The organism is Nitratidesulfovibrio vulgaris str. Hildenborough (genome assembly GCF_000195755.1).
In the GTDB taxonomy this organism is placed as follows: Bacteria; Desulfobacterota; Desulfovibrionia; order Desulfovibrionales; family Desulfovibrionaceae; genus Nitratidesulfovibrio; species Nitratidesulfovibrio vulgaris.
The window spans coordinates 2,706,480-2,725,658 of the sequence record NC_002937.3 but is presented as its reverse complement, the minus strand read 5'-3'; the positions used below and the strand labels follow the sequence as shown (position 1 = coordinate 2,725,658).

The 19,179-nt window shown below is 66.2% G+C and carries 20 protein-coding genes; 18 read left to right on the top strand and 2 right to left on the bottom strand.

What is annotated here, in order from left to right:
- Positions 1-53: 53 nt before the first annotated feature.
- From DVU_RS12215 to DVU_RS12150, 15 genes are all read left to right on the top strand, one after another.
- Positions 54-272 (top strand): hypothetical protein, encoded by a 219-nt coding sequence (locus DVU_RS12215; protein ID WP_011791744.1) that lies wholly within the window; start codon positions 54-56, stop codon positions 270-272.
- A complete protein-coding gene (locus tag DVU_RS12210) occupies positions 272-1,981 on the top strand; it encodes a portal protein (RefSeq protein WP_010939873.1) in 1,710 nt (569 codons plus the stop codon). Before DVU_RS12215 ends, DVU_RS12210 begins: the two co-directional genes overlap by 1 nt.
- Positions 1,971-2,378: a hypothetical protein gene (locus tag DVU_RS12205; RefSeq protein WP_010939872.1), complete on the top strand. Its 408-nt coding sequence runs from the start codon at positions 1,971-1,973 to the stop codon at positions 2,376-2,378. The genes DVU_RS12210 and DVU_RS12205 overlap by 11 nt, the downstream gene beginning before the upstream one ends.
- The gene (locus tag DVU_RS12200) at positions 2,371-3,123 is read left to right on the top strand and encodes a hypothetical protein (protein ID WP_014524534.1); all 753 of its coding nucleotides are present in this window, start codon (positions 2,371-2,373) and stop codon (positions 3,121-3,123) included. Before DVU_RS12205 ends, DVU_RS12200 begins: the two co-directional genes overlap by 8 nt.
- 11 nt (positions 3,124-3,134) lie before the next feature.
- The gene (locus tag DVU_RS12195) at positions 3,135-4,049 is read left to right on the top strand and encodes a major capsid protein (RefSeq protein WP_010940670.1); all 915 of its coding nucleotides are present in this window, start codon (positions 3,135-3,137) and stop codon (positions 4,047-4,049) included.
- Between the two features lie 26 nt (positions 4,050-4,075).
- Positions 4,076-4,477: a hypothetical protein gene (locus DVU_RS12190; RefSeq protein ID WP_010939870.1), complete on the top strand. Its 402-nt coding sequence runs from the start codon at positions 4,076-4,078 to the stop codon at positions 4,475-4,477.
- 140 nt (positions 4,478-4,617) lie between these two features.
- A complete protein-coding gene (locus DVU_RS12185) occupies positions 4,618-5,061 on the top strand; it encodes a hypothetical protein (protein ID WP_010939869.1) in 444 nt (147 codons plus the stop codon).
- Complete coding sequence (locus DVU_RS12180) at positions 5,051-5,605, top strand: hypothetical protein (protein WP_010939868.1); 555 nt, start codon at positions 5,051-5,053, stop codon at positions 5,603-5,605. The genes DVU_RS12185 and DVU_RS12180 overlap by 11 nt, the downstream gene beginning before the upstream one ends.
- Before the next feature lie 141 nt (positions 5,606-5,746).
- The gene (locus DVU_RS16885) at positions 5,747-6,850 is read left to right on the top strand and encodes a hypothetical protein (RefSeq protein ID WP_223295101.1); all 1,104 of its coding nucleotides are present in this window, start codon (positions 5,747-5,749) and stop codon (positions 6,848-6,850) included.
- Entirely contained in the window at positions 6,823-7,704 is an 882-nt protein-coding gene (locus DVU_RS16880) for a hypothetical protein (protein ID WP_223295100.1), read from the top strand. Before DVU_RS16885 ends, DVU_RS16880 begins: the two co-directional genes overlap by 28 nt.
- A complete protein-coding gene (locus DVU_RS12170) occupies positions 7,701-8,276 on the top strand; it encodes a hypothetical protein (RefSeq protein ID WP_010939865.1) in 576 nt (191 codons plus the stop codon). The genes DVU_RS16880 and DVU_RS12170 overlap by 4 nt, the downstream gene beginning before the upstream one ends.
- The gene (locus DVU_RS12165) at positions 8,273-8,695 is read left to right on the top strand and encodes a hypothetical protein (protein ID WP_164562126.1); all 423 of its coding nucleotides are present in this window, start codon (positions 8,273-8,275) and stop codon (positions 8,693-8,695) included. Before DVU_RS12170 ends, DVU_RS12165 begins: the two co-directional genes overlap by 4 nt.
- A 115-nt stretch (positions 8,696-8,810) precedes the next feature.
- The gene (locus tag DVU_RS12160; protein WP_014524532.1) at positions 8,811-9,863 is read left to right on the top strand and encodes a hypothetical protein; all 1,053 of its coding nucleotides are present in this window, start codon (positions 8,811-8,813) and stop codon (positions 9,861-9,863) included.
- A gap of 2 nt (positions 9,864-9,865) precedes the next feature.
- Positions 9,866-10,204 (top strand): hypothetical protein, encoded by a 339-nt coding sequence (locus DVU_RS12155; RefSeq protein WP_010939862.1) that lies wholly within the window; start codon positions 9,866-9,868, stop codon positions 10,202-10,204.
- Complete coding sequence (locus DVU_RS12150; protein WP_010939861.1) at positions 10,197-10,706, top strand: tail assembly protein; 510 nt, start codon at positions 10,197-10,199, stop codon at positions 10,704-10,706. Before DVU_RS12155 ends, DVU_RS12150 begins: the two co-directional genes overlap by 8 nt.
- Before the next feature lie 145 nt (positions 10,707-10,851).
- Here DVU_RS12150 and DVU_RS12145 read toward each other — a convergent pair whose 3' ends face one another.
- A complete protein-coding gene (locus DVU_RS12145) occupies positions 10,852-12,417 on the bottom strand; it encodes a DUF438 domain-containing protein (protein ID WP_010939860.1) in 1,566 nt (521 codons plus the stop codon).
- Positions 12,418-12,745: 328 nt separating this feature from the next.
- Here DVU_RS12145 and DVU_RS12140 point away from each other — a divergent pair, with 328 nt between their 5' ends.
- The 3 genes from DVU_RS12140 to ettA all read left to right on the top strand — a co-directional run bounded on the left by DVU_RS12140 (position 12,746) and on the right by ettA (position 16,654).
- Positions 12,746-13,426 (top strand): response regulator transcription factor, encoded by a 681-nt coding sequence (locus tag DVU_RS12140; RefSeq protein WP_010939858.1) that lies wholly within the window; start codon positions 12,746-12,748, stop codon positions 13,424-13,426.
- Positions 13,395-14,780 carry a sensor histidine kinase gene (locus DVU_RS12135; RefSeq protein WP_010939857.1) on the top strand — a complete coding sequence of 462 codons (1,386 nt, stop codon included), beginning with the start codon at positions 13,395-13,397 and terminating at the stop codon, positions 14,778-14,780. The genes DVU_RS12140 and DVU_RS12135 overlap by 32 nt, the downstream gene beginning before the upstream one ends.
- A 191-nt stretch (positions 14,781-14,971) precedes the next feature.
- Positions 14,972-16,654, top strand: coding sequence for an energy-dependent translational throttle protein EttA (gene ettA, locus DVU_RS12130; RefSeq protein WP_010939856.1), 1,683 nt, complete (start codon positions 14,972-14,974; stop codon positions 16,652-16,654).
- Between the two features lie 520 nt (positions 16,655-17,174).
- Here the strand turns inward: ettA and DVU_RS12125 are convergent.
- On the bottom strand, positions 17,175-19,055 hold the full coding sequence (locus tag DVU_RS12125; RefSeq protein WP_010939855.1) for a methyl-accepting chemotaxis protein: 1,881 nt from the start codon (positions 19,053-19,055) through the stop codon (positions 17,175-17,177).
- Positions 19,056-19,179 lie beyond the last annotated feature (124 nt).

Sequence of the window (19,179 nt, the reverse complement as noted above, 5' to 3'; positions counted from 1 at the left end):
TGACGGCAGAACGGACGGGGCCGAGGCATCGGCCCGCAGGCAAGGAGCATGACATGGGCGGAGGCGGCAAGTCGTATACCCCACCCGCGCCCCCGGCACCGCCGGTGGTCGACGAGTCGGGACAGGAGGAGGCCGAGGCCATCGAGAGGGGCCGCGAAGAGGCCCGCAAGGCGGCGTTGAGGGCGCGTGGGCGTCAGGGAACGCTGTTGACCGGGGCATTGGGCGTGCAGGGTGAGGCCGATGTGCGCCGCAAGACCCTGCTGGGGTGGTGATGGACGCCGTACTGCGTGAGGCGCGTGATGCCGCGTCGTGTGTCGAACGCGAACGCCGGGTGTGGGAACCGCTGTGGCGCGAGGTGGAGGACTTCGTCCTGCCCCGTTGCATCGACAGCCCACGCAGGGCCGACGAGGCGGGAGACACGGCGCGGCGCGGCCCGCGCATCATCGATGGCACGGCCACGCGGGCCGTACGCATCCTCGCGGCGGGGATGCAGGGGGGGCTCACCTCGCCCGCGCGTCCGTGGTTCAGGTTGCGCCTTGCCGACGAGGACATGGAAGAGGCAGGGCCTGAACGTCGCTGGCTGGATGTGGTCGAGCGTCGCCTCTACGCGGCGCTGGCGCGCAGCAACTTCTATGCGGCCGTGCACGGGCTGTACACTGAACTGGCGGCCTTCGGGTCGGCGGACATGTACCACGAGGCCGACCCGCAACGGGTCATGCGCTTCTCATGCCTCGCCTGTGGCGATTTCGCATGGGCGTGCGACGCGGCGGGCAGGGTCGATACCGTGGTGAGGCGTCTGCGGATGAGTGCCCGGCAGATGGCCCAACGCTATGGCGAGGCGCGTCTCTCGCGCCGGGTGCGCCGGATGCTCCGGCGCGATCCCGAACGTTCCGTCCCGCTGGTGCACATGGTGCGCCCGCGAGTGCGTCGCAACGCCGGCGAAGCTGGCAAGACCGCCAGCGGAGGCCTCGGCGGGGTGAACATGCCGTGGCAGTCGCTGACGTGGGAGACCGAAGGGGCCGAGGGGCTGCTGCACGAGGGGGGCTTCGAGGAGTTCCCGCATCTGGCGGCACGCTGGGACGTGGCAGGGGGCGACATCTATGGACGTTCCCCCGGCATGGATGTGCTGCCCGACGTGAAGATGCTGCAGGAGATGGCCCGCAGTCAGCTTCTCGCCATCCACAAGGTGGTCAACCCGCCCATGCGGGTGCCCAGCGGCTTCAAGCAGCGCCTCAACCTCATCCCCGGCGGACAGAACTACGTCACCCCCGGGCAGGGCGAGTCGGTGGGCCCTCTCTATCAGATCAATCCGGACATCGGGGCCGTCACCCACAAGATGGAGGATGTGCGCCGTGCCGTGCGCGAGGGGTTCTTCAACGACCTCTTCCTGATGTTCACGGCCGAGGGGCGCTCCAACATCACCGCCGCCGAGGTGCTCGAGCGTGGCGAGGAGAAGCTCCTCATGCTCGGGCCCGTCATCGAGCGCCATCAGTCCGAACTGCTCGACCCCCTGCTGGAGCGCACCTACGGCATCCTGCGGCGTGGCGGTCTGTTGCCACCGCCCCCGCCGGAACTGGCCGGACGGTCGATGCGCGTGGAGTACGTCTCGGCACTGGCACAGGCGCAGAGGGTGGTGACGGCACAGGCCATACGGCGTTTCGCGTCGGATGTGTCGGCCCTGGCAGGGGTCGCCCCGCAGGTGCTCGACAAGGTGGACTTCGAACAGGCGGTGGATGAACTCGCCGCCATCGCCGGGGTGCCCGCCCGTGTCGTCCGCTCCGATGCGGAGGTCGCCACGTTGCGTGCGGCGCGGAACGGCCTGACGGGAACCGCCATCGCCTCGCTGATGTCGCTGCCGGTTCCAGCGTCTGCCGTCGGGGCGGCTGAACACGGCATGCCGGAGGACGGCATGGCGCACGGGCCTGCCAGCCCTGTCACAGGTGGCGGCAACAGCGGAACAGGAGAACCCCATGCAGGCTGACGCGACGTTGGCCCGGTTGATGGCACTGGACGGGGCGGGACTCACAGACCTGCTGGCAGAGGAGACCGAGGCCGCCCGACAGGTGGCGCGCGAGGCAGAGGTGCGGTTCGCCGCCTACCTCGAAGACCTGACCACCGTGCTCGCCATCGAAGGAGGTGCGGGTGTGCGGGTGGTGCGGCACTGGCTTGATGCCGCAGGGCTGGGGGCGCGTCTCGGGCGGTGCGGGGCCAGTCTGCGCGGGGCAGCGGCACTGCACGACTACGGGCGTGACCGCATGGCCGAGGTGGCGCTGGCAGACCCCGCAAGTCTACTGCGCATCCAGCTTGAGGGGGCACGGCAATGGGCAAGGGAACAACTGGGTGATGAACCTTTGAAGGGGAGAAGGAACGATGAGTGAGACGAGTGTGCAGACGGCAGGGCCGCAGGCACCTCCGACTGCGGCAGGTGGCGAGGGGGCCGTGTCTTCCGGTCACGCCGCGGCCAGTCAGGCCGGTCAATTCGGTCAGGTCGGTCACGGAAGCCCCGCGATGCAGGGGGCCGTTGCGGGCAGGTCTGCGACGCAGGCGCGTGGAGTGGAGGAACCAACCACGCGTTCGGCCTCGCAGGTGGCATCTCCCGCAGCGGCGGGGGAGGGCCCGGCGACAACGGGCGTTCCCGCGGCTGAAGTGCCGGACACGGCGGGTGGTCATACCCCCGGGGACTACAGCTTCGCATTCCCCGAGGGCGTGTCGGCAGACCCGCAGCTGACCGGCAGGTTCCGGGATTTCTGCACCGGGGCGGGGCTTACGCCGCAACAGGCGCAGGCTGCCGTGGGGTTCTGGCTGGATGAGAGCCGCGCCGGGCAGGAACAGGCCCTGACACGATGTGAAACCGCCCTGCGTGAACGCTGGGGCACCGCCTACGAGAACCGCCTCGATGCAGCGCGCGGGTCGTTGCGCGTGCTTGACGAACGCATGGAGGGCCGGTTGGCGACGCTGGCGCAATCGGGTCTCGGCAACGCGCCGGAGTTCGTCGAACTCATGGCGCATCTCGCCGAAACCCTCGGCGAGGACAGCCTCGGCGCGGTGCGTGGCGGTGGCGGCGGGCATGAGACCCCGCTGAGCACGGAAGAGTTTCTCAAGACAGTTGTCTTCAAACGCTAGGAGGAGAAGGTATGGGCAAGACTCTCAAGGAACTGGCAGCGGCCTTCGCGAGCAGACAGCCGCAGCAGGTGGACGGCCTTACGGAAGAAGCCCCCATTCTGGGCATCATCCCCTTCCATGAGGCCAGCCACGGCCTGTGGAACATGTACGAGGACGTGACCGAGGTGCAGGGCGCCGGCTGGGTGGCCATGAACGCGCCGCTGCCGGGCGTGGAGGTGACCAGCGACCTGCGCAAGGTCGACCTCTCCATCCTCGGCGGTGAAATCGAGGTGCCGGAAGACACCGCCAACATGTTCGGCGGGCGCGAGAAGTACTTCGCCCGCAAGCTGCCCAAGGTGCTGCGCCGTTCCGGCATGGCTGCCGAACAGCGCATCGTCTACGACAACTTCAGGGCGTGGGCGCTCGACCACGGCAAGGCCACCGACGCCGGTGCCACTGCCGACGGCACCTATTCCATCATCGCCGTCCGCTTCAGCGAGGGCGAGACCTGCGGCCTCTACAGCCCCGAGTGTTTCAAGCAGGGGGCGGTGCTCGACACGCAGCCCATCAACGGGGGCGACCTCTACAAGGCGCATTCCGGCCCGCATCAGGGGGTTCTGGTCTACGGGCTGCGTCTCAAGGCGTATCTCGGCGTGCAGATCGGCGACCCGCGCAGCGTGGCTGCCGTGGTCAACATCAGCCGCGACCACGTGCCCACCGAAGCCATGATCGACGACATCCTCGCCGAAGTGCGCGCCACCCCCGGTTCCACCTACCTCTTCATGCATGAGCGCACCCGCAACATGCTGTGCCGCTACAAGGCGGGGGCGTTGCAGATCGGCCCCGGCGGGCGTGACCTCGACAGGCAGATCACCCACTGGAACGGTGTGGAGATCGTCACCTCCTACAACTTCATGGACGGCACGGAACCCCGCGCAGCCCTGTAGCAGCCACAACAGCAAGGAGAATCTCCATGTACCGCAATATGTTGCGCATCCACGACACGCAGCCTGCCAGCAGGCAGGAGATGCCCCGCAACGCCACCGTGCAGGGCAACGGGGGAGCCCACCATGCCGGAGGGCTGCTGGGTACGACCGAGATGGTGATGGTGGCGGCGACGCCTGTCACCCTCGGCGATGGAAAGAGCCTCACGCTGGGACTGGAGGACAGCACGGACGGCATCGCCTTCGCGCCGGTTCCCGTATCGTTCAGGCGCACCTTTTCCGGTGGCCCCCGTACGTGGGAACCCGGTGACGTGCTTGCACGCCTGCCTGTGCCGTCGGACTGCCGGGCCCGTATCCGCGTGGTGTTCGGAAACGATGACCCCGAGGCGTCGGGCAGTGTGGACGTGCTGTTCGACGTCCAGCCCCGTTAGCCACGCATGACCTCAAGGCAGGTTGCGGCGCATGGCGTGGTCGTGCGTCGCACCTGCCCCCTGAAGGACGCAAGCAGGAAGCAGAACAGGTGCGCAGCCCCGTCGGGTGCGGGCGTGCCGGGGTTCAAAAGGAGAATATCATGGGAAGAATGTACCTGTGCGAGGCGTCGCAACGCCAAGGTGCCACCAAGGACGCCGACGGTCGCAAGCGCGCGGGCGACCAGAAGGCGAAGGATGATGCAGCCCGGGCAGAGACACCATGCGCTGACACGTCCGATGACGAGAGCGCGATGCGTCATGGTGCGGATGACAGGCCCGGCGAGGGAGACATGCGCCGTTTCGTCCGCGCCACCCTGCAGGCGCGCCTCGCCGCGATGGGCGTCGTCTTTCCCGCCGATGCGGACGAGGAGACGCTGCGCCGTCTGGCGCGCGTGGCAGGGCAGCGCCAGATGCGCCGTCAGGGGCGGACCGGTGTGTGCGGACGGGAACACGCTCCCACGGGGGCGTCCGGAGATATCGAGGGGGGGAGCGCCAGCGCGAGGCAGGACGGGAACGACGGAGAGGGCGAATCCCATGGGCAGTGACGTGGCCATATGCAACCGTGCCCTGCGCTACCTCGGTGCGCCCGAGATTCTCTCCCTCGACCAGCATTCACGCGAGGCCGACCTGTGCGCGCGTCACTATGTGGAGACTCGTGACGAGCTTCTCGAAAGCCATCACTGGAACTTCGCCACACGCTACGCGCGTCTCGCGCCCATGGAGAGTGCACCGCCCTTCGGCTACGCCCGCTCCTACAGGCTGCCGGGCGACTGCCTGCGTGTGCGGCACCTGCGCGCGGGCGACCCCTTCGAGGTGGTGGAGGACAGGGTGCTCTACACGGACGCCACACCTGCGGAAGCCGTGCTCACGGTGCGCGTGACCGACCCCGGGCGTTTTCCGGCCCTGTTCACCGAGATGCTGGCGCGGCGTCTGGCGTCGTCGCTGGCTGTGCCGCTCATGGGCAATGCCCGCCTTGAACAGACCATGCTGCAACGTTTCGCGGCGGCGTTCGACCTCGCCCGCATGGCCGATGCAGCCGAGGGGGCGGCAGACCCCGACGAGGGCAACCCGTGGCTGGAGGTGCGGTGACATGGCGCGCGCGACCATCGTCAGGAACAGTTTCAACGCCGGGGAACTCTCGCCGCTCATGGCCGCACGGGTCGATCAGGCGCGCTATCCCAACGGATGCGCCAGCCTGTGCAACATGTTGCTGCACCCCCACGGCGGGGCATGGCGCAGGCCGGGTTTACGTTTCATGGGCTGGCCGCAGACCCGGCAGGCCCGGTGCGCCTCATCCCCTTCGTGTTCAGCGAGGCGCAGGCGTATGTCCTTGAATTCGGGCCGCGTTCGCTACGCATATGGCACGGTGGTGGACTTGTGCTGGGTGGCGATGGCGAACCGTTCCGGCTTGAGACCCCATGGGCGGGCGAACAGCTGACCGCGCTGCGCTGGTGCCAGTCCGCGGACATGCTCTACCTCGTCAGCCATGCGGGGCCGCCGCGTCGGCTGGAACGTCATGGGCATGCGGACTGGCGGCTGGTGGATGTGTCGTTCCTGCCGGGTGTGTCGCCGCCTGAAGGCCTGCACTGCACGGTCAAGCCCGCAGGCAGCCGGACATGGACGTATGTGGTCACCGCCGTGCATCGCGAATCGGGTGAGGAGAGTCTGCCCACCCCTCAGCTACAGGTGACGGGGCCCGATGCCCTGTCACAGACGGCGAGTGTGACGCTGGCGTGGACGCCCGTTCAGGATGCGGGCGAATACCGTGTCTACCGGGCGGGCGGCGGCGCTTCGGTGTACGGTTTTCTGGGCAGTGCCGGGGCTGGCGAGACCTATACCGACACGGGGCGCACCCCTGACTTCGACGCCGGGCCGCCCGAAGCCCGCAACCCGTTCTCCGGCGAAGGCGACTGGCCCTCGTGCGCGGTCTTCTGGCAGCAGCGTCTCTGCTTCGCCGGAACGCGCAACGGGCCGCAGACCATATGGGCCAGCCGTTCGGGGGCCTACGGCAACTTCTCCGTCTCGCGTCCCTTGCGCGACGACGACGCCGTCACCGTGACCATCGCTGCCGATACAGTCAGCGCGGTGCGCTGGCTCATGCCCGCCCGCAGGTTGCTCGTGGGGACGGGGGGCGGGGAGTGGACGCTCTCCGGTCAGGGCGAGCAGCCGTTCTCGCCCCTGTCGTGTTCGCTCGAACGCCAGTCGTCGAGGGGGTCGGGCGACGTGCAGCCTCTCTCCGTCGGGGATGCCGTGCTGGCCTTGCAACGGGGGGGCGCGTCGTACGCGAGTTCCGCTACAGCCTTGATGTGGACGGCTATGCCGGAACCGACCTGACCATCCTCGCGGAACATCTCACACGCGGGCGGCGCATCATCGACTGGGCGTGGCAGCAATCGCCTTCAGGCACGGTGTGGTGCGTCACTGAAGACGGCGGGCTCATCGCCATGACGCGCATCCCCGAACACGAGGTGGCAGGCTGGCATCGTCATGTCACGGATGGGGCGGTGCTCTCGGTCTGCACTATCCCCGGAACGGCGGGCGACGAGTTGTGGGTCGCCGTGCGCCGTGAGGGCGGCGGCATGGTGCGGTGCTGCATCGAGCGTCTCGACCCGCCCTTCGATGGCGACAACCTTGGCGCGGGCTACGGCGAAGGCGACACCGCAGCTGTCGAGGCCTTCTTCGTCGACTCCGGCCTTTCATACCGGGGTGACCCCGTGGTCGAAGTGGGCGGGCTGGAACATCTTGAAGGGCGCACGGTGCACCTCCTTGCCGACGGTGCCGTCCATCCCCCGCAGGTCGTTGCGGAAGGCAGGGTGCGCCTCGACCGCCCGGCTTCGGTCATCCATGCGGGGTTGCCCTTCATGAGCGAACTCGTGCCCATGCCCTTCGGCGTTGCGGGGAATGAAATCGCCGGGGGCGGCAGGCCCATGCGGGCGACAAGGGCGCGGGTGCGCCTGCATCGGTCGCTTGGGCTGCATGCCGGGCCGGACGCGACGAGGTTGCGTGAGCTTTCGTTCCGCACCGCCCGCGATGTGACCGGGACCGCGCCGTCCCTGTTCAGCGGAGAGCGCGAAGTGACACTCGACGCCATGACGGGGGACAGCGCCACGGTGGTGTTGCGTCAGCACGACCCGTTGCCGTGCACGGTGCTTGCCGTGGCCTTCGACGTGGAGGCGGGAGAGATATGAGCGATGTCATCGCGGAATGCCGGGGCGTCCATACGGGCATGCGCGGCTACCGGGTGGTGCCCGCCCGCAGGTGTCACCTGCGCGAAGTGCTACCGCGGCTACGCAAGACCGATGCGTCGGAGATGGAACAGGCTTCGGGCAGGGCGGCACAGGCTGCGGCGGCACGCGCGTTCGCCCTTTCACCCGTCCGCTGGGCGATGCTGCACGATGGGCGGTGCATCGCGCTGGGTGGGGCACGGCCGTATGCGCAGTTTCCGGGGGTCGCCGCCGTATGGCTGTATGGCACGCCGGCACTCGACCGTGCAGGCCGGGCGCTGGCCCGGCTTGCGCCCTTGTTCGCGGCCCGCCTGCGTGCCGTGTGGCCGGTACTCGTCAACGTCCTGTCGCCCGCGCAACTTGCCGCGTACCCCGCCATGGAGCGGTGGCTGGCACGGTGCGGGCTTTTTCTTGCTCCTGTGCGCCCCGTGGGGGCGGAGGGGGCTCTCATGCATCCATGTATGACCGGAGGGGTGACGCCATGTGCGGAGATATTGGGGGGGCCCTCGTGGGCTCGCTTGTGCAGACGGGCATGAACCTGTTCGACGACAGTGCCGCACGTGCACGGCACCGTCAGGCAGAGGCTTACGGACGCAGTGCCGACGAGCAGGAGAACAGGGCACGCCTCATCGAGTCGGAAGGTGAGCGAAGGCTTAAGGCACAGCGCGACGAGGCGTCGCGGACGGCGGGGCGCACGCGCTCAATGCTGGCGGCGTCTGGCGTGGAGATGGCTTCGGGCAGCGCACTCGATGTGCTCGTGGACGCCTCGGAACAGGCGGGGGCCGAAGCGGCGGTCACGGAACATGAGACGCGACGCCGGGCCGCCGATGCCCGGTATGGTGCGGACATGGCGCGCTGGCGGGCGGAGTCGCTGCTCTCTCCCGCCGAGGATGACGCGGACAGGTTTCGTCGGGCCATGCGTACCGGACTGGTCATAGGTAGGACTGCGCGATGACGGGACAGGGCCGGACGAGGACAGGAACGGCGCCGGACTTCCGGTGGTGGGGGGCATCGTGCCGGATTCTTTACGCTGCCCTTATGGAGAATGAACGGCATACGGAGGTGTGCCCATGACGATCGTATCAAGGCCGACAGTCGAGCATTACAGGGGCGATGGCGTTCAGACACAGTGGCCGGTGGGGTTTGCGTTCTTCCGGCCCGAGCATGTCCGCGCGGGGCTGAGTGCCGACGAGGGTGAGCTGGTCCTTCTCGAGCAGGGACGGGACTATGTCGTCCGTTGCGATGAGGGTTTCGGCGGCGGCATTGTCGAGTGCTCCGTACCGGAAGGGCAACGGCTCACCATCTGGCTCGACCAGCCGTTCACGCAAGATGTGGATTTGCGGAATACCGGGGTGCTCGATGCCGAAGTGCTGGAACAGGCGTGCGACCGTCTCACACTCATGGCGCAGCAACTGCGTGACGAGTTGGCGAGGTGCATCAAGGTCGGCATCCATGCCGACGTGAATCCTGACGGTTTGCTCCAGAAGCTGGATGCATCCGTCTCCGCATCCATGACAAGCTCTGTGGCGGCACTTGCGGCGAAGGCCGAGGCAGAGGTCGCGCGGGCAGGGGCGGAAGCGGCGAAGACGGGGGCCGAGGCAGCACGGGACGAGGCGGCAAGCCGCATCCTGCCCATCCCTGTCGCCGAGGCCGCAGGCAAGGCCGTGGTTGTATCGGTGGGCGGCGGGTACGGGCTGGAAGGCGTGAAGCCCTTTCCCGCCGGAACGCGCCTGCTGTTTCAGCAGTCGACGGCCCCCACGGGCTGGACGAAGGACACGACCATGAACGACAGGGCGTTGCGCGTGGTTTCCGGGGCTGTGGCGAGTGGTGGCGTCACGGGTTTCTCTTCAATTTTTAGCCGTACGATGGTCGACTCGACGACGCTGGTCGCCTCGCAGATGCCGGGGCACGCACACGAGGTCATCGACTCTGTAGGCACCTATGTGAGGAGGGCCGGTAACGCAGGCGGCGGCATTCAGGTCATCCGCACCACCGACAACGGCACCGGGGCCACCAACTCGACGCAACTCGTCACCGGCACGCAGGGGAGCAACGGTTCACACACCCACGGCCTCGACCTGCGCCTCGCCTACATCGACGTCATCATCGCCACCAAGGACTAGCTATGCAGATGCAACGCAAGAACCTGTGCCCGCTCGCGGGCTTCGCTGAATGCAGACAACTGGACTGCGCCCTGTTCACGCAGTTGCGCGGCACGCACCCGCAGACCGGGGCGGACATCGACGAGTGGGGATGCTCGCTGGCGTGGCTGCCCGTGCTGCTCATCGAGAACGCACAGCAGGTGCGGCAGGGCGCGGCGGCTACCGAATCGCTGCGCAACGAGATGGTGCGTGCGGCAGAGGCGTCACAGGCCATCACCCTCGCCGCCCTCGGCGCGGACAACGCAGCGGGCGCGACCGCGCATCCCCGCACCATCGCCCTACAGGAGGTGCCCCATGCCTAGAGTGACCATCGTACCCGCCGACAGCCTCGTCATCGTGGATGGGCGGGGCCTCGACGTGAGCCTCACCCTGCCGGGGCACGTGCACGCCATCCAGTGGGACGGACGCACCGGATGGGTGGAACACACCGACGGCACACCGAACACCCCGGTGACCCAAGCCGAGTACGATGCACTGGTGGTGCCAGCCCTCGCCGCGTGGGAGTCGGCCCGTGCCGCTGCCGATGCACCGCCCCCGCCCCTGACGCTGGAACAGGCCAAGACTGCGAAGCTGGTTGCCATCCGGGCAGGGCACGATGCGGCCCTTGCCGGAGTGGTCGCCATCTCCGACCCCACCCCCACCACGGTGGCCGTGGAAGCCGCGTTGCTCGCTGCGACCGACCTCACCGGGCTTGAGTATGCCCGGCAGAAGCTGGTCGCGCGCCGGGATGAACTGCTTGCCGCCGTCGCCGCCGCAGCTGCCGTCGAGGTGCTGGATGCCGTGGTCGTGAGTTATCCGGTGTAGGGGAGATGGCATACTGTCGTCCGGCAGCGCATCGCGAGGACTCCGGTGCACGACAGGCCGGACCGCAGAGACGGAGCAAGCCCCTGTCACGCCAACATGACGATGGCGCGACAGGGGCTCTTCATCCGTTATCGGGGGCCGTGCCTCAATTCCAGTCGAGCAGCCTCCGCTGACCGCTGAGGGCCCGGATGTCCGTCACGTCCTGTGCGACTTCAAGACAACCGAGATAACGGCCTTCGTCGCTACGTACGGCGAAGTAGCGAATGTGCAGGAAGCGCCCTCCGAGTTCTATCCAGAAGGCGGCCTCGTCGCGTTCTCCGGTCTTGAAGCGGGCCAGGATCTCTTCGACCATATGTACCGACTTGGGCGGATGGCAGTTGCGCACGTTACGCCCGATGACTCCGGCGCTGCGGGGAAAGATGCGGTGCGTCGAGTCCGTGTAGTAGGCCACCCGGTCTTCGGCATCGACAAGGGACAGGTCGAGGGGAAGGGTGCGCAGCATGCGGTCGAGGGTCTCCACGGTGAGGGTACCCGTCCCCAGCGTCACCCGGTCAGGTGTCCCGGTAGCAGCCCCTTCCATCGTCAGGGATTCCGGAGTGTCCGCCGCCTGCGGCGTCCATTCCCCTTCGGGGGTCACCCACGCATAGCCGATTTCATCCTCGCCGTGCCTGACACGGCCCCACTGCGCTTCGGTCAGGCTTTCCAGTGCCATGGGGAAGAGCACCGTCTCCTCCTTGTCCACCATGTCTTTCACGGCAAGTGCCGCATCACGCGCCACGGTCGCGGCGGCCACGGGCGAGGGGCCTTCCACGGTCTCGCGGGCCTTGCGAAGCAGACTGCGGATATCGTCGTGCACCTCCCACATCACCTTCGGAGGGGCTTCGATGCCGTTCTCCTCGAGCATGGGGAAGAGTTGCATCTCCTTGCGCGTGTAATGGCGTTCGACATGGGCAAGGTCGGCAAGCAGGTCGGCCACGTGGCGGCGGCTGAACGACCACGCCAGTTCGTCGAGGGGCGACTCCGTGTCGCCGGGTACGCTGCGCATCCTGTCTATCTGACTGATGATTTCGTCGGCGATGCGTGTCGCCTCCGCGTTTTCGGCGCGGTAGGTGTGCACGGGGTGTCCGGGCGGCATGTCCGGCACGTGTTGCGGTGCGAGGGCCTCGCGGAAGATGTCCACGTGCAGCGAGCACAGCCTCTTGATTTCCGTCTCCGCAACGCCTCCGGCCACAAGTTCTTTCTCCAGCGATGCGACTTCTGCTGCGGAGATGCCACCCACGGCAGAGGCGAAGGCCTCCTTGAGGTCGGCCAGTGGTGTTCCCTGGTGCAGTCTCTCCAGCAGGGCACGCAGTGTCGCAAGGCGCGTAGCGCGGTCCGCCGTGTTGCCTTCTGCGGGGCGGGGTGTGCAGCCTCCGCAACCGCTGTCACCGTCCGCCACGGCATGTGCGGGCGTTTCGGCCCCGCGCGGGACGAGCGTTACGGCCTCTTTCGTATGCTCCATGATGGCGCGTGCGAGGTGGGCCATGAGCCCGGTGAGTTCAAGCCCCGCTAGGTCTGCGGCTTGCTGGAGGGTCGCCACACGCCCCAGTGTGTTGCGAAGCAGCGGGTTGCGCAGCTTGGCGAAGGCTGGTGCGTAGTCTGCCAGCACTTCGATGAGATAGGGATGCGATGTGACGAGGTCATGTATGGATGTGGTAGCCGAAAGCAGCATGAATCCTCCTTGCTACACCTGTTCGTGAATGGGGGCATGAAGCCTGACCGGAGAGACGCGAAGTCGTGCCTTTTCGCCATGCGGCCTCCGGATTGCGTCGGATGGATGATTCTACAGGCTATGCGCCTGCCAGCGTTCTGTAAAGATGTATGCGGGACAGTACCTGTTCACCGGTATCCTCTTTTCCGGCGAAGGCGCATGGCGTAGAGTGCATTCCGATGGCGAGGCACGTCGGGCTGTCAGTCCGTGGCATGCGGCACGAGGCTTATGAACAAATAATGTGCATCGTCGTCGCAAGCGAAGCAGAGTGCGCGCACGGGAGGGATTCATGAACATACTCATCGTCGAAGACGACGCCACCATAGCCGCGACGACGGCGCAGGCGCTTGTGGACGCGGGAAACGAGGCGATGGTGGCCTCCACGCTGGATGAAGCCAGAGAGAAGGCGGGCAGCGGGGCGTGGGACGCCATCGTTCTCGACCTCATGCTGCCGGATGGTGATGGTGCCGACCTGCTGCACGAATTGCGTGAGCGGGGCGACACCGTGCCTGTTCTGGTGCTCAGCGCCCGTCAATCCGTAGAGGACAGGGTGCGGCATCTCGAAAGCGGCAGTGACGACTATCTCACCAAGCCCTTCGCCATCTCCGAGTTGCTGGCGCGGCTTGCGGCGTTGCGCCGTCGCAGTGCGGGCAGGCCCATGTCGCTCACCCATTCGGGGCTCATGCTCGACCTCGTGCACCGCAAGGCCTATCGCGACGGGTGCGAGATGGACCTCAAGGGGCGAGAGTTCGCGCTGCTGCTGTTGCTCATGGAGAACGCGGGCACGGTGGTCACCCGTAACATGATCGTGAAGCGGGTGTGGGGCTATGACTTCATGCCCGGTTCCAACATCATCGACGTGCAGATATGCCAGCTTCGCGAGAAGACGGAGCGCAACGGCGCCCCGAGGGTCATTCATACCATGCGCGGCGTGGGTTATGTCTTCGGACTCGCAGACGCCGTGGCATAGCCGTCTCGTTGCGCGGCTGGCCATCATCCACGCACTGTTCTTCTGCGTGTCTGCACTGGCCTTCAGTCTGGCGGTGTACGGCTACATGCAGCGTACCCTTGAAGGGCGCGACATGGACATCGCCCGTGAGGCGTTGCGGCAGTTCACGGCCGTGAAGGAGGCCACGGACGAGGAACGCTACGATGCCGCACTCGAAATCATCAATCTCATTGGGTCGCGGCGCCTTATCGTACGCCTTGTCACACCGCAATCCGACGAGATGCTCCCCTCGCCCGAAGACTGGACGGAGTTCCTCTCCGTCATGGACGCCACCCCGGCCGATATGGTGGGACGCAACCTCATCGTCGAAGGGGTGGTGAGCGGGGTCGAATTGCGCCTTGTGACGGGGCGCCTCGATGATGGCACCATCGTGCAGGTGGGCCATCGCGACTTCACCAGTCGCACGACGCTGACCATGCTCGGGCGAGCTGCCGCCCTGTGCTTCCTCCCCGGCATCGTGCTCGCGCTGCTTGCGGGGGCAGCCGCCACGCGCACGTCGCTTCTCGGTGTGTCGCGCGTGCGCGAGGCTGCGTTACGCATCTACAGGGGTGACCTTACGGCGCGGGTCCAACGCACCGGCAACGGGGACGAGGTCGACCTGTTGGCAGCCACGTTCAATCTGATGCTCTCTCGCATCGATTCGCTCATCGAGAACATGCGAAGGATGCTCGACAATGTGGCCCACGATTTGCGCACGCCGTTGACGCGGTTGCGCACACAGGCGGAGATGACCCTGCTGAAGGGCGCATCCGTCGAGGAATGCCGCGACCTTCTCGCCCGGCAACTCTCGGAATACGACAGGCTGGTACAGATGGTGGGCATGGTGCTCGACCTGTCTGAAGCCGAATCGGGTACCATGCAGCTTCGGCGTACCAGCTTCCCCATGCGCGACCTGCTGGAGGAGGTGGAGGAGTTCTTCGCACCACTGGCCGAGGGCGAGGGAATAGCCCTTTCGGTGGCATGCCCCAAGTCGCTTCAGATGGAGGCGGACAGGGAACGGCTGCGTCTTGTGCTGCTCAACATGCTGGACAACGCCTTCAGGTTCACACCCGGTGGTTCGGTGCGGGTCGAGGGCGCGGCGACGGTGGGTGGGGTGGTCATCGCCGTGTCCGACACGGGCGTAGGCATCGCCCCGGAGCATCTTGCCCGCGTGTTCGACAAGCTCTTCCGCGTCGGTCGCGGTGACAGGCCATCCGGTCATGGACTGGGCCTTTCGCTGTGCAAGGCCATCGTCGAGCAGCATGGAGGCAGCATCGATGTGGCGAGCACACCCGGTGAAGGGACGGTGTTCAGCATCTTCCTGCCACAGCACTAGGCGGCCAGCGTTCCCGTCATGGGCAGGCGGGGCGTCGTAGGGCATCGGTGTACGGCGACCTCTGCAACATCAGGCTGGCGCGAACGTGCGTCCGGCAGCCGCAAGACTGGACAAACGCGCGCTTGTCTGCAAAAGCTCATGGGGCCGCAGCCTGCGGCATCATCCCCGAAAGCAACCACAACAGGTGGACCATGAGCAACGAACCGGACAAGATCATCTATTCCATGATTCGCGTGACCAAAAGACATGGTCAGCGCGAAGTCCTGAAGGACATCTCCCTTTCGTACTTCTATGGCGCGAAGATCGGCGTGCTGGGCCTCAACGGGTCGGGCAAGTCGTCGCTGCTGAAGATACTCGCCGGGGTCGACCAGAATTTCGACGGCAAGACCGTGCTCGCTCCGGGTTTCACCATCGGCTACCTCGAACAGGAACCGCTGGTGGACGAGACCCGTACCGTGCGCGAGGTGGTCGAAGAGGGCGTGCAGGATATCGTCGACCTCGTGAAGGAGTTCGAGGAGATCAACGCCCGTTTCGCCGACCCCATGGAACCCGACGAGATGGATGCACTCATCGAGCGTCAGGGCAAGGTGCAGGAGCAGATGGACGCCAAGGGCGCATGGGACCTCGACGCCCGTCTCGAGATGGCGATGGACGCCCTGCGCTGCCCGGCCGGCGATACGCCCGTTTCGGTCATCTCCGGTGGTGAACGCCGTCGCGTGGCCCTGTGCCGCCTGCTGCTCCAGAATCCTGACATCCTGCTGCTCGACGAACCCACCAACCACCTCGACGCCGAGTCGGTGGCGTGGCTTGAGCGGTTCCTGCAAGGCTTCCCCGGTACCGTCATCGCCGTCACCCACGACCGTTACTTCCTCGACAACGTGGCGGGCTGGATTCTCGAACTCGACCGTGGTCGCGGCATCCCGTGGAAGGGCAACTACTCGTCGTGGCTTGAGCAGAAAGAGAAGCGTCTCGCCAACGAAGACAAGGCCGAAGCTGAACGCCAGAAGACCCTCAAGCGCGAACTCGAGTGGATACGCATGTCCCCCAAGGGGCGTCATGCCAAGGGCAAGGCACGCATCAACGCCTACGAGGCCATGCTCAGCCACGAGAGTGAGAAGCGCGCACCCGACCTTGAAATCTACATCCCGCCGGGACCGCGGCTTGGCAAGAAGGTCATCGAGGCACAGGGCGTGAGCAAGTCGATGGGTGACAAGATGCTCATCGAAGGGCTCGAATGCATCATCCCCGCCGGTGCCATCGTCGGTATCGTCGGCCCCAACGGCGCGGGCAAGACCACGCTGTTCAAGATTATAGCAGGGCTGGAACAGCCCGATGCCGGGACGTTGACCGTGGGTGATACGGTGAAACTGGCCTATGTCGACCAGAATCGCGAATCGCTCACCCCCGGCAAGACCGTGTACGAACTCATCAGCGACGGGTACGACACGGTGAAGCTCGGTACCCGCGAGGTGAACGCCCGTGCCTACTGCTCGCGCTTCAACTTCATGGGGCAGGACCAGCAGAAGAAGGTCGACGTGCTCTCCGGTGGTGAACGCAACCGCCTGCACGTGGCCCGTATGCTGAAGGAAGGGGCCAACGTCATCCTGCTTGACGAACCCACCAACGACCTCGACGTGAACACCATGCGTGCCCTTGAAGACGGCATCGAGAACTTCGCAGGTGTCGTGCTGGTCATCAGCCACGACCGCTGGTTCCTCGACCGTCTCGCCACGCATATACTGGCTTTCGAGGGAGACTCGAAGGTGGTGTTCTTCGAGGGCAACTACTCCGAGTACGACGCCGACCGCAAGGCACGCCTCGGCAAGGACGCCGACACGCCGCACCGTATCAAGTTCCGCAAGCTGACGCGGTAACGGTCGCTCCATCCGTGCGCAACACGGCCCCCTCGCCGCAAGGCGGGGGGGCCTTTGTCATGGTGCGGCGTGTGGCGTCCGGCATGAGGGGTTGCGCGTAGCGCGCGTCGTGCGGGGACCGCGTTCCCCGCACGGACGCGAGGGCATCCGCCGCTTGCGGTGGTGCCCGTCATGGAAGATGTCACGCCGCACCGTATCAAGTTCCGCAAGCTGACGCGGTAACGGTCGCTCCATCCGCGCGCGACACGGCCCCCTCGCCGGAAGGCGGGGGGGCCTTTGTCATTGTGCGGCGTGTGGCGTCCGGCATGAGGGGTTGCGCGTAGCGCGCGTCGTGCGGGGACCGCGTTCCCCGCACGGGCGCGAGGGCATCCGCCGCTTGCGGTGGTGCCCGTCATGGAAGATGTCACGCCGCACCGTATCAAGTTCCGCAAGCTGACGCGGTAACGGTCGCTCCATCCGCGCGCAACACGGCCCCCTCGCCGCAAGGCGGGGGGGCCTTTGCCATCTGGATGCTGGTCTTCTAGCTCTTCTTGAGCCGTTCGATGAGTCTCGTGAGGTTGGTAGTGCCACCTTCAAGGTCGCGCAGGCTGTGCATGGCATCATCCATTGCCCGACTTGTGTCGTCCGCTACGCCTGCCACCCCGTCAAGGGCATGGGCGATGGATTCGCTCGAAGACGACTGTTCTTCACTCGCAGTGGCGATGGAGCGTATCTGGTCTGACACCTGCTCGGCCAGCCGCACGATTTCGCCCAGCGATTCCCCGGCTGCCCGTGCATGTTCCGCGGCTTCTCCCACTGCACGCGACGCGGCATCGACATTGCGCGAACTCTCACCTGTGCCCTGCTGGATGCCCCGTATGGCGGAATCCACTTCCTTGGTGGCGTTCATGGTCTTTTCGGCGAGCTTGCGCACCTCGTCGGCGACGACGGCGAAGCCGCGGCCAGCCTCTCCGGCCCGTGCAGCCTCGATGGCGGCGTTGAGCGCCAGCAGGTTGGTCTGGTCGGCGATGTCCGAGATGACAGACATGATCTGACCGATGGCGTCTGCCCTCTTGGACAGGGCCCCCATGCTCTCGCGCAGGCTCGCCGCCTCCCGCTCGACCTGCGCCACCGATGCCACCACCTGCTCGACACCGCCTGCGCCCTGTTGCGCCTTGGCCCTGGCCGCCTCGGACGTCGTGGCGGCCTGTCCCGCATTGCGGGCCACGTCCAGAACCGTGGCGTTCATCTCTTCCATCGACACCGAGGTCTCGCCAACGCGTGCACGCTGCCTGCCTGCACCTTCGGCGGCGACCCGTACAAGTCCCGTCAGTGCGGAGGCAGCCCTGCCCACATCCCGGACGATGGCTTCAAGCTGGTTGGCGGCGTCCACCATGCCTTCACTGCGGGCACGCTCCGCCTCTTCGCGGGCTGCCTCTGCGGCATGTGTCTGCTCTTCGGCGCGCCGTGCCATGATCGAAGCCTCGTCCGTCTTCTCCTGTGCTTCGGCTATCTTTGTCCGGAGGGCCTCGACCATGGTTTCGAGAGAGTGTTTCAGTTCGCCGAATTCTGCGATGAACGAACCTGAGACGTGTGCCCCAAGGTCACCATCCGCAACCTTGCGGGCGTAGCTGGCGAGGCTGTCAAGCGGGCGACGTATGGAACGGATGAGAATCCAGCCGAAGGCGCATACCAGCAGCAGAATGCCGCCGGAAAGGGTGAGCACGCGCAGCCGTAACGCTGTCACATCCCGTTCGATGTCGTCCACATAGACCCCTGTGCCCACTATCCAGCCCCATGGGCGGAAAAGAGTGACGTACGACTCCTTGTTGTAAAGCTCGCTTGAGGCCCCTCCTCCCGGCAGTGGCTTGGGCCATGCGTACGAGACAAGCCCGCTGCCGTTGCGCTGCACCACATCGACGAACGCCTGAAAGAGGTTCTTGCCAGCGGGATAGGCGTTGAAATCCTCACCCGGCGCAGTACGCCAGCCCGTTGCACGCTGGTAGTTGGGACTGTCCAGCACCTTGCCCACAAGCTGGGTGGCGACAGGGTGCATGATCATGGTCGGGTAGGGCGTTCCCGTGTCGTTGATCCAGAAATAGTCGTTGTTGCCGTATCGCATGGAACCGATGCGCAGTGCCGCACGCTTCATGCCCTCTTCGCGGGTGAACTCCCCCTTCTGGACTCGGGCGTCGTATTCCTGAAGCAACTTGTCCACGTTCTGGATCATGTTGCGCAGGGCGTCTCCGCGTGCTGCTAGAAGTCGCTGTTCGACGGTGGGCAGAATGCCCACGAAGATGGTCAGTACGAAAAGAGCGACGATTCCCCCCACGAGGAGGAGCAGTCTTGCCCCCACGCCGGGTTGGAAACGTCCACGGGATGCAGCCTCGGGTGCGAGGTCGAGGGCCGGGCGGTGTTGCATGGCAGACTCCTGAAATGGCGAATACGCAGGATGCGATATGGCATCGTAGCGTCGCTGTATCCTTTATTGCAAGGATAACCCGACATGAAGGGCGTCTTGCCGAAGAGAACGAGGCCCGCTCACG

Coding starts and splice junctions, on each gene's coding strand:
- DVU_RS12205 (WP_010939872.1), top strand. CDS start 1,971: ATGCAGGCTGACGCGACGTTGGCCCGGTTGATGGCACTGGACGGGGCG.
- DVU_RS12190 (WP_010939870.1), top strand. CDS start 4,076: ATGTACCGCAATATGTTGCGCATCCACGACACGCAGCCTGCCAGCAGG.
- DVU_RS12195 (WP_010940670.1), top strand. CDS start 3,135: ATGGGCAAGACTCTCAAGGAACTGGCAGCGGCCTTCGCGAGCAGACAG.
- DVU_RS12135 (WP_010939857.1), top strand. CDS start 13,395: ATGTCTTCGGACTCGCAGACGCCGTGGCATAGCCGTCTCGTTGCGCGG.
- DVU_RS12140 (WP_010939858.1), top strand. CDS start 12,746: ATGAACATACTCATCGTCGAAGACGACGCCACCATAGCCGCGACGACG.
- DVU_RS12150 (WP_010939861.1), top strand. CDS start 10,197: ATGCCTAGAGTGACCATCGTACCCGCCGACAGCCTCGTCATCGTGGAT.
- DVU_RS12180 (WP_010939868.1), top strand. CDS start 5,051: ATGGGCAGTGACGTGGCCATATGCAACCGTGCCCTGCGCTACCTCGGT.
- DVU_RS12165 (WP_164562126.1), top strand. CDS start 8,273: ATGAACCTGTTCGACGACAGTGCCGCACGTGCACGGCACCGTCAGGCA.
- DVU_RS12210 (WP_010939873.1), top strand. CDS start 272: ATGGACGCCGTACTGCGTGAGGCGCGTGATGCCGCGTCGTGTGTCGAA.
- DVU_RS12125 (WP_010939855.1), bottom strand. CDS start 19,055: ATGCAACACCGCCCGGCCCTCGACCTCGCACCCGAGGCTGCATCCCGT.
- DVU_RS12155 (WP_010939862.1), top strand. CDS start 9,866: ATGCAGATGCAACGCAAGAACCTGTGCCCGCTCGCGGGCTTCGCTGAA.
- DVU_RS12185 (WP_010939869.1), top strand. CDS start 4,618: ATGGGAAGAATGTACCTGTGCGAGGCGTCGCAACGCCAAGGTGCCACC.
- DVU_RS12145 (WP_010939860.1), bottom strand. CDS start 12,417: ATGCTGCTTTCGGCTACCACATCCATACATGACCTCGTCACATCGCAT.
- DVU_RS16885 (WP_223295101.1), top strand. CDS start 5,747: ATGGCGCAGGCCGGGTTTACGTTTCATGGGCTGGCCGCAGACCCGGCA.
- ettA (WP_010939856.1), top strand. CDS start 14,972: ATGAGCAACGAACCGGACAAGATCATCTATTCCATGATTCGCGTGACC.
- DVU_RS12200 (WP_014524534.1), top strand. CDS start 2,371: ATGAGTGAGACGAGTGTGCAGACGGCAGGGCCGCAGGCACCTCCGACT.
- DVU_RS12160 (WP_014524532.1), top strand. CDS start 8,811: ATGACGATCGTATCAAGGCCGACAGTCGAGCATTACAGGGGCGATGGC.
- DVU_RS12170 (WP_010939865.1), top strand. CDS start 7,701: ATGAGCGATGTCATCGCGGAATGCCGGGGCGTCCATACGGGCATGCGC.
- DVU_RS12215 (WP_011791744.1), top strand. CDS start 54: ATGGGCGGAGGCGGCAAGTCGTATACCCCACCCGCGCCCCCGGCACCG.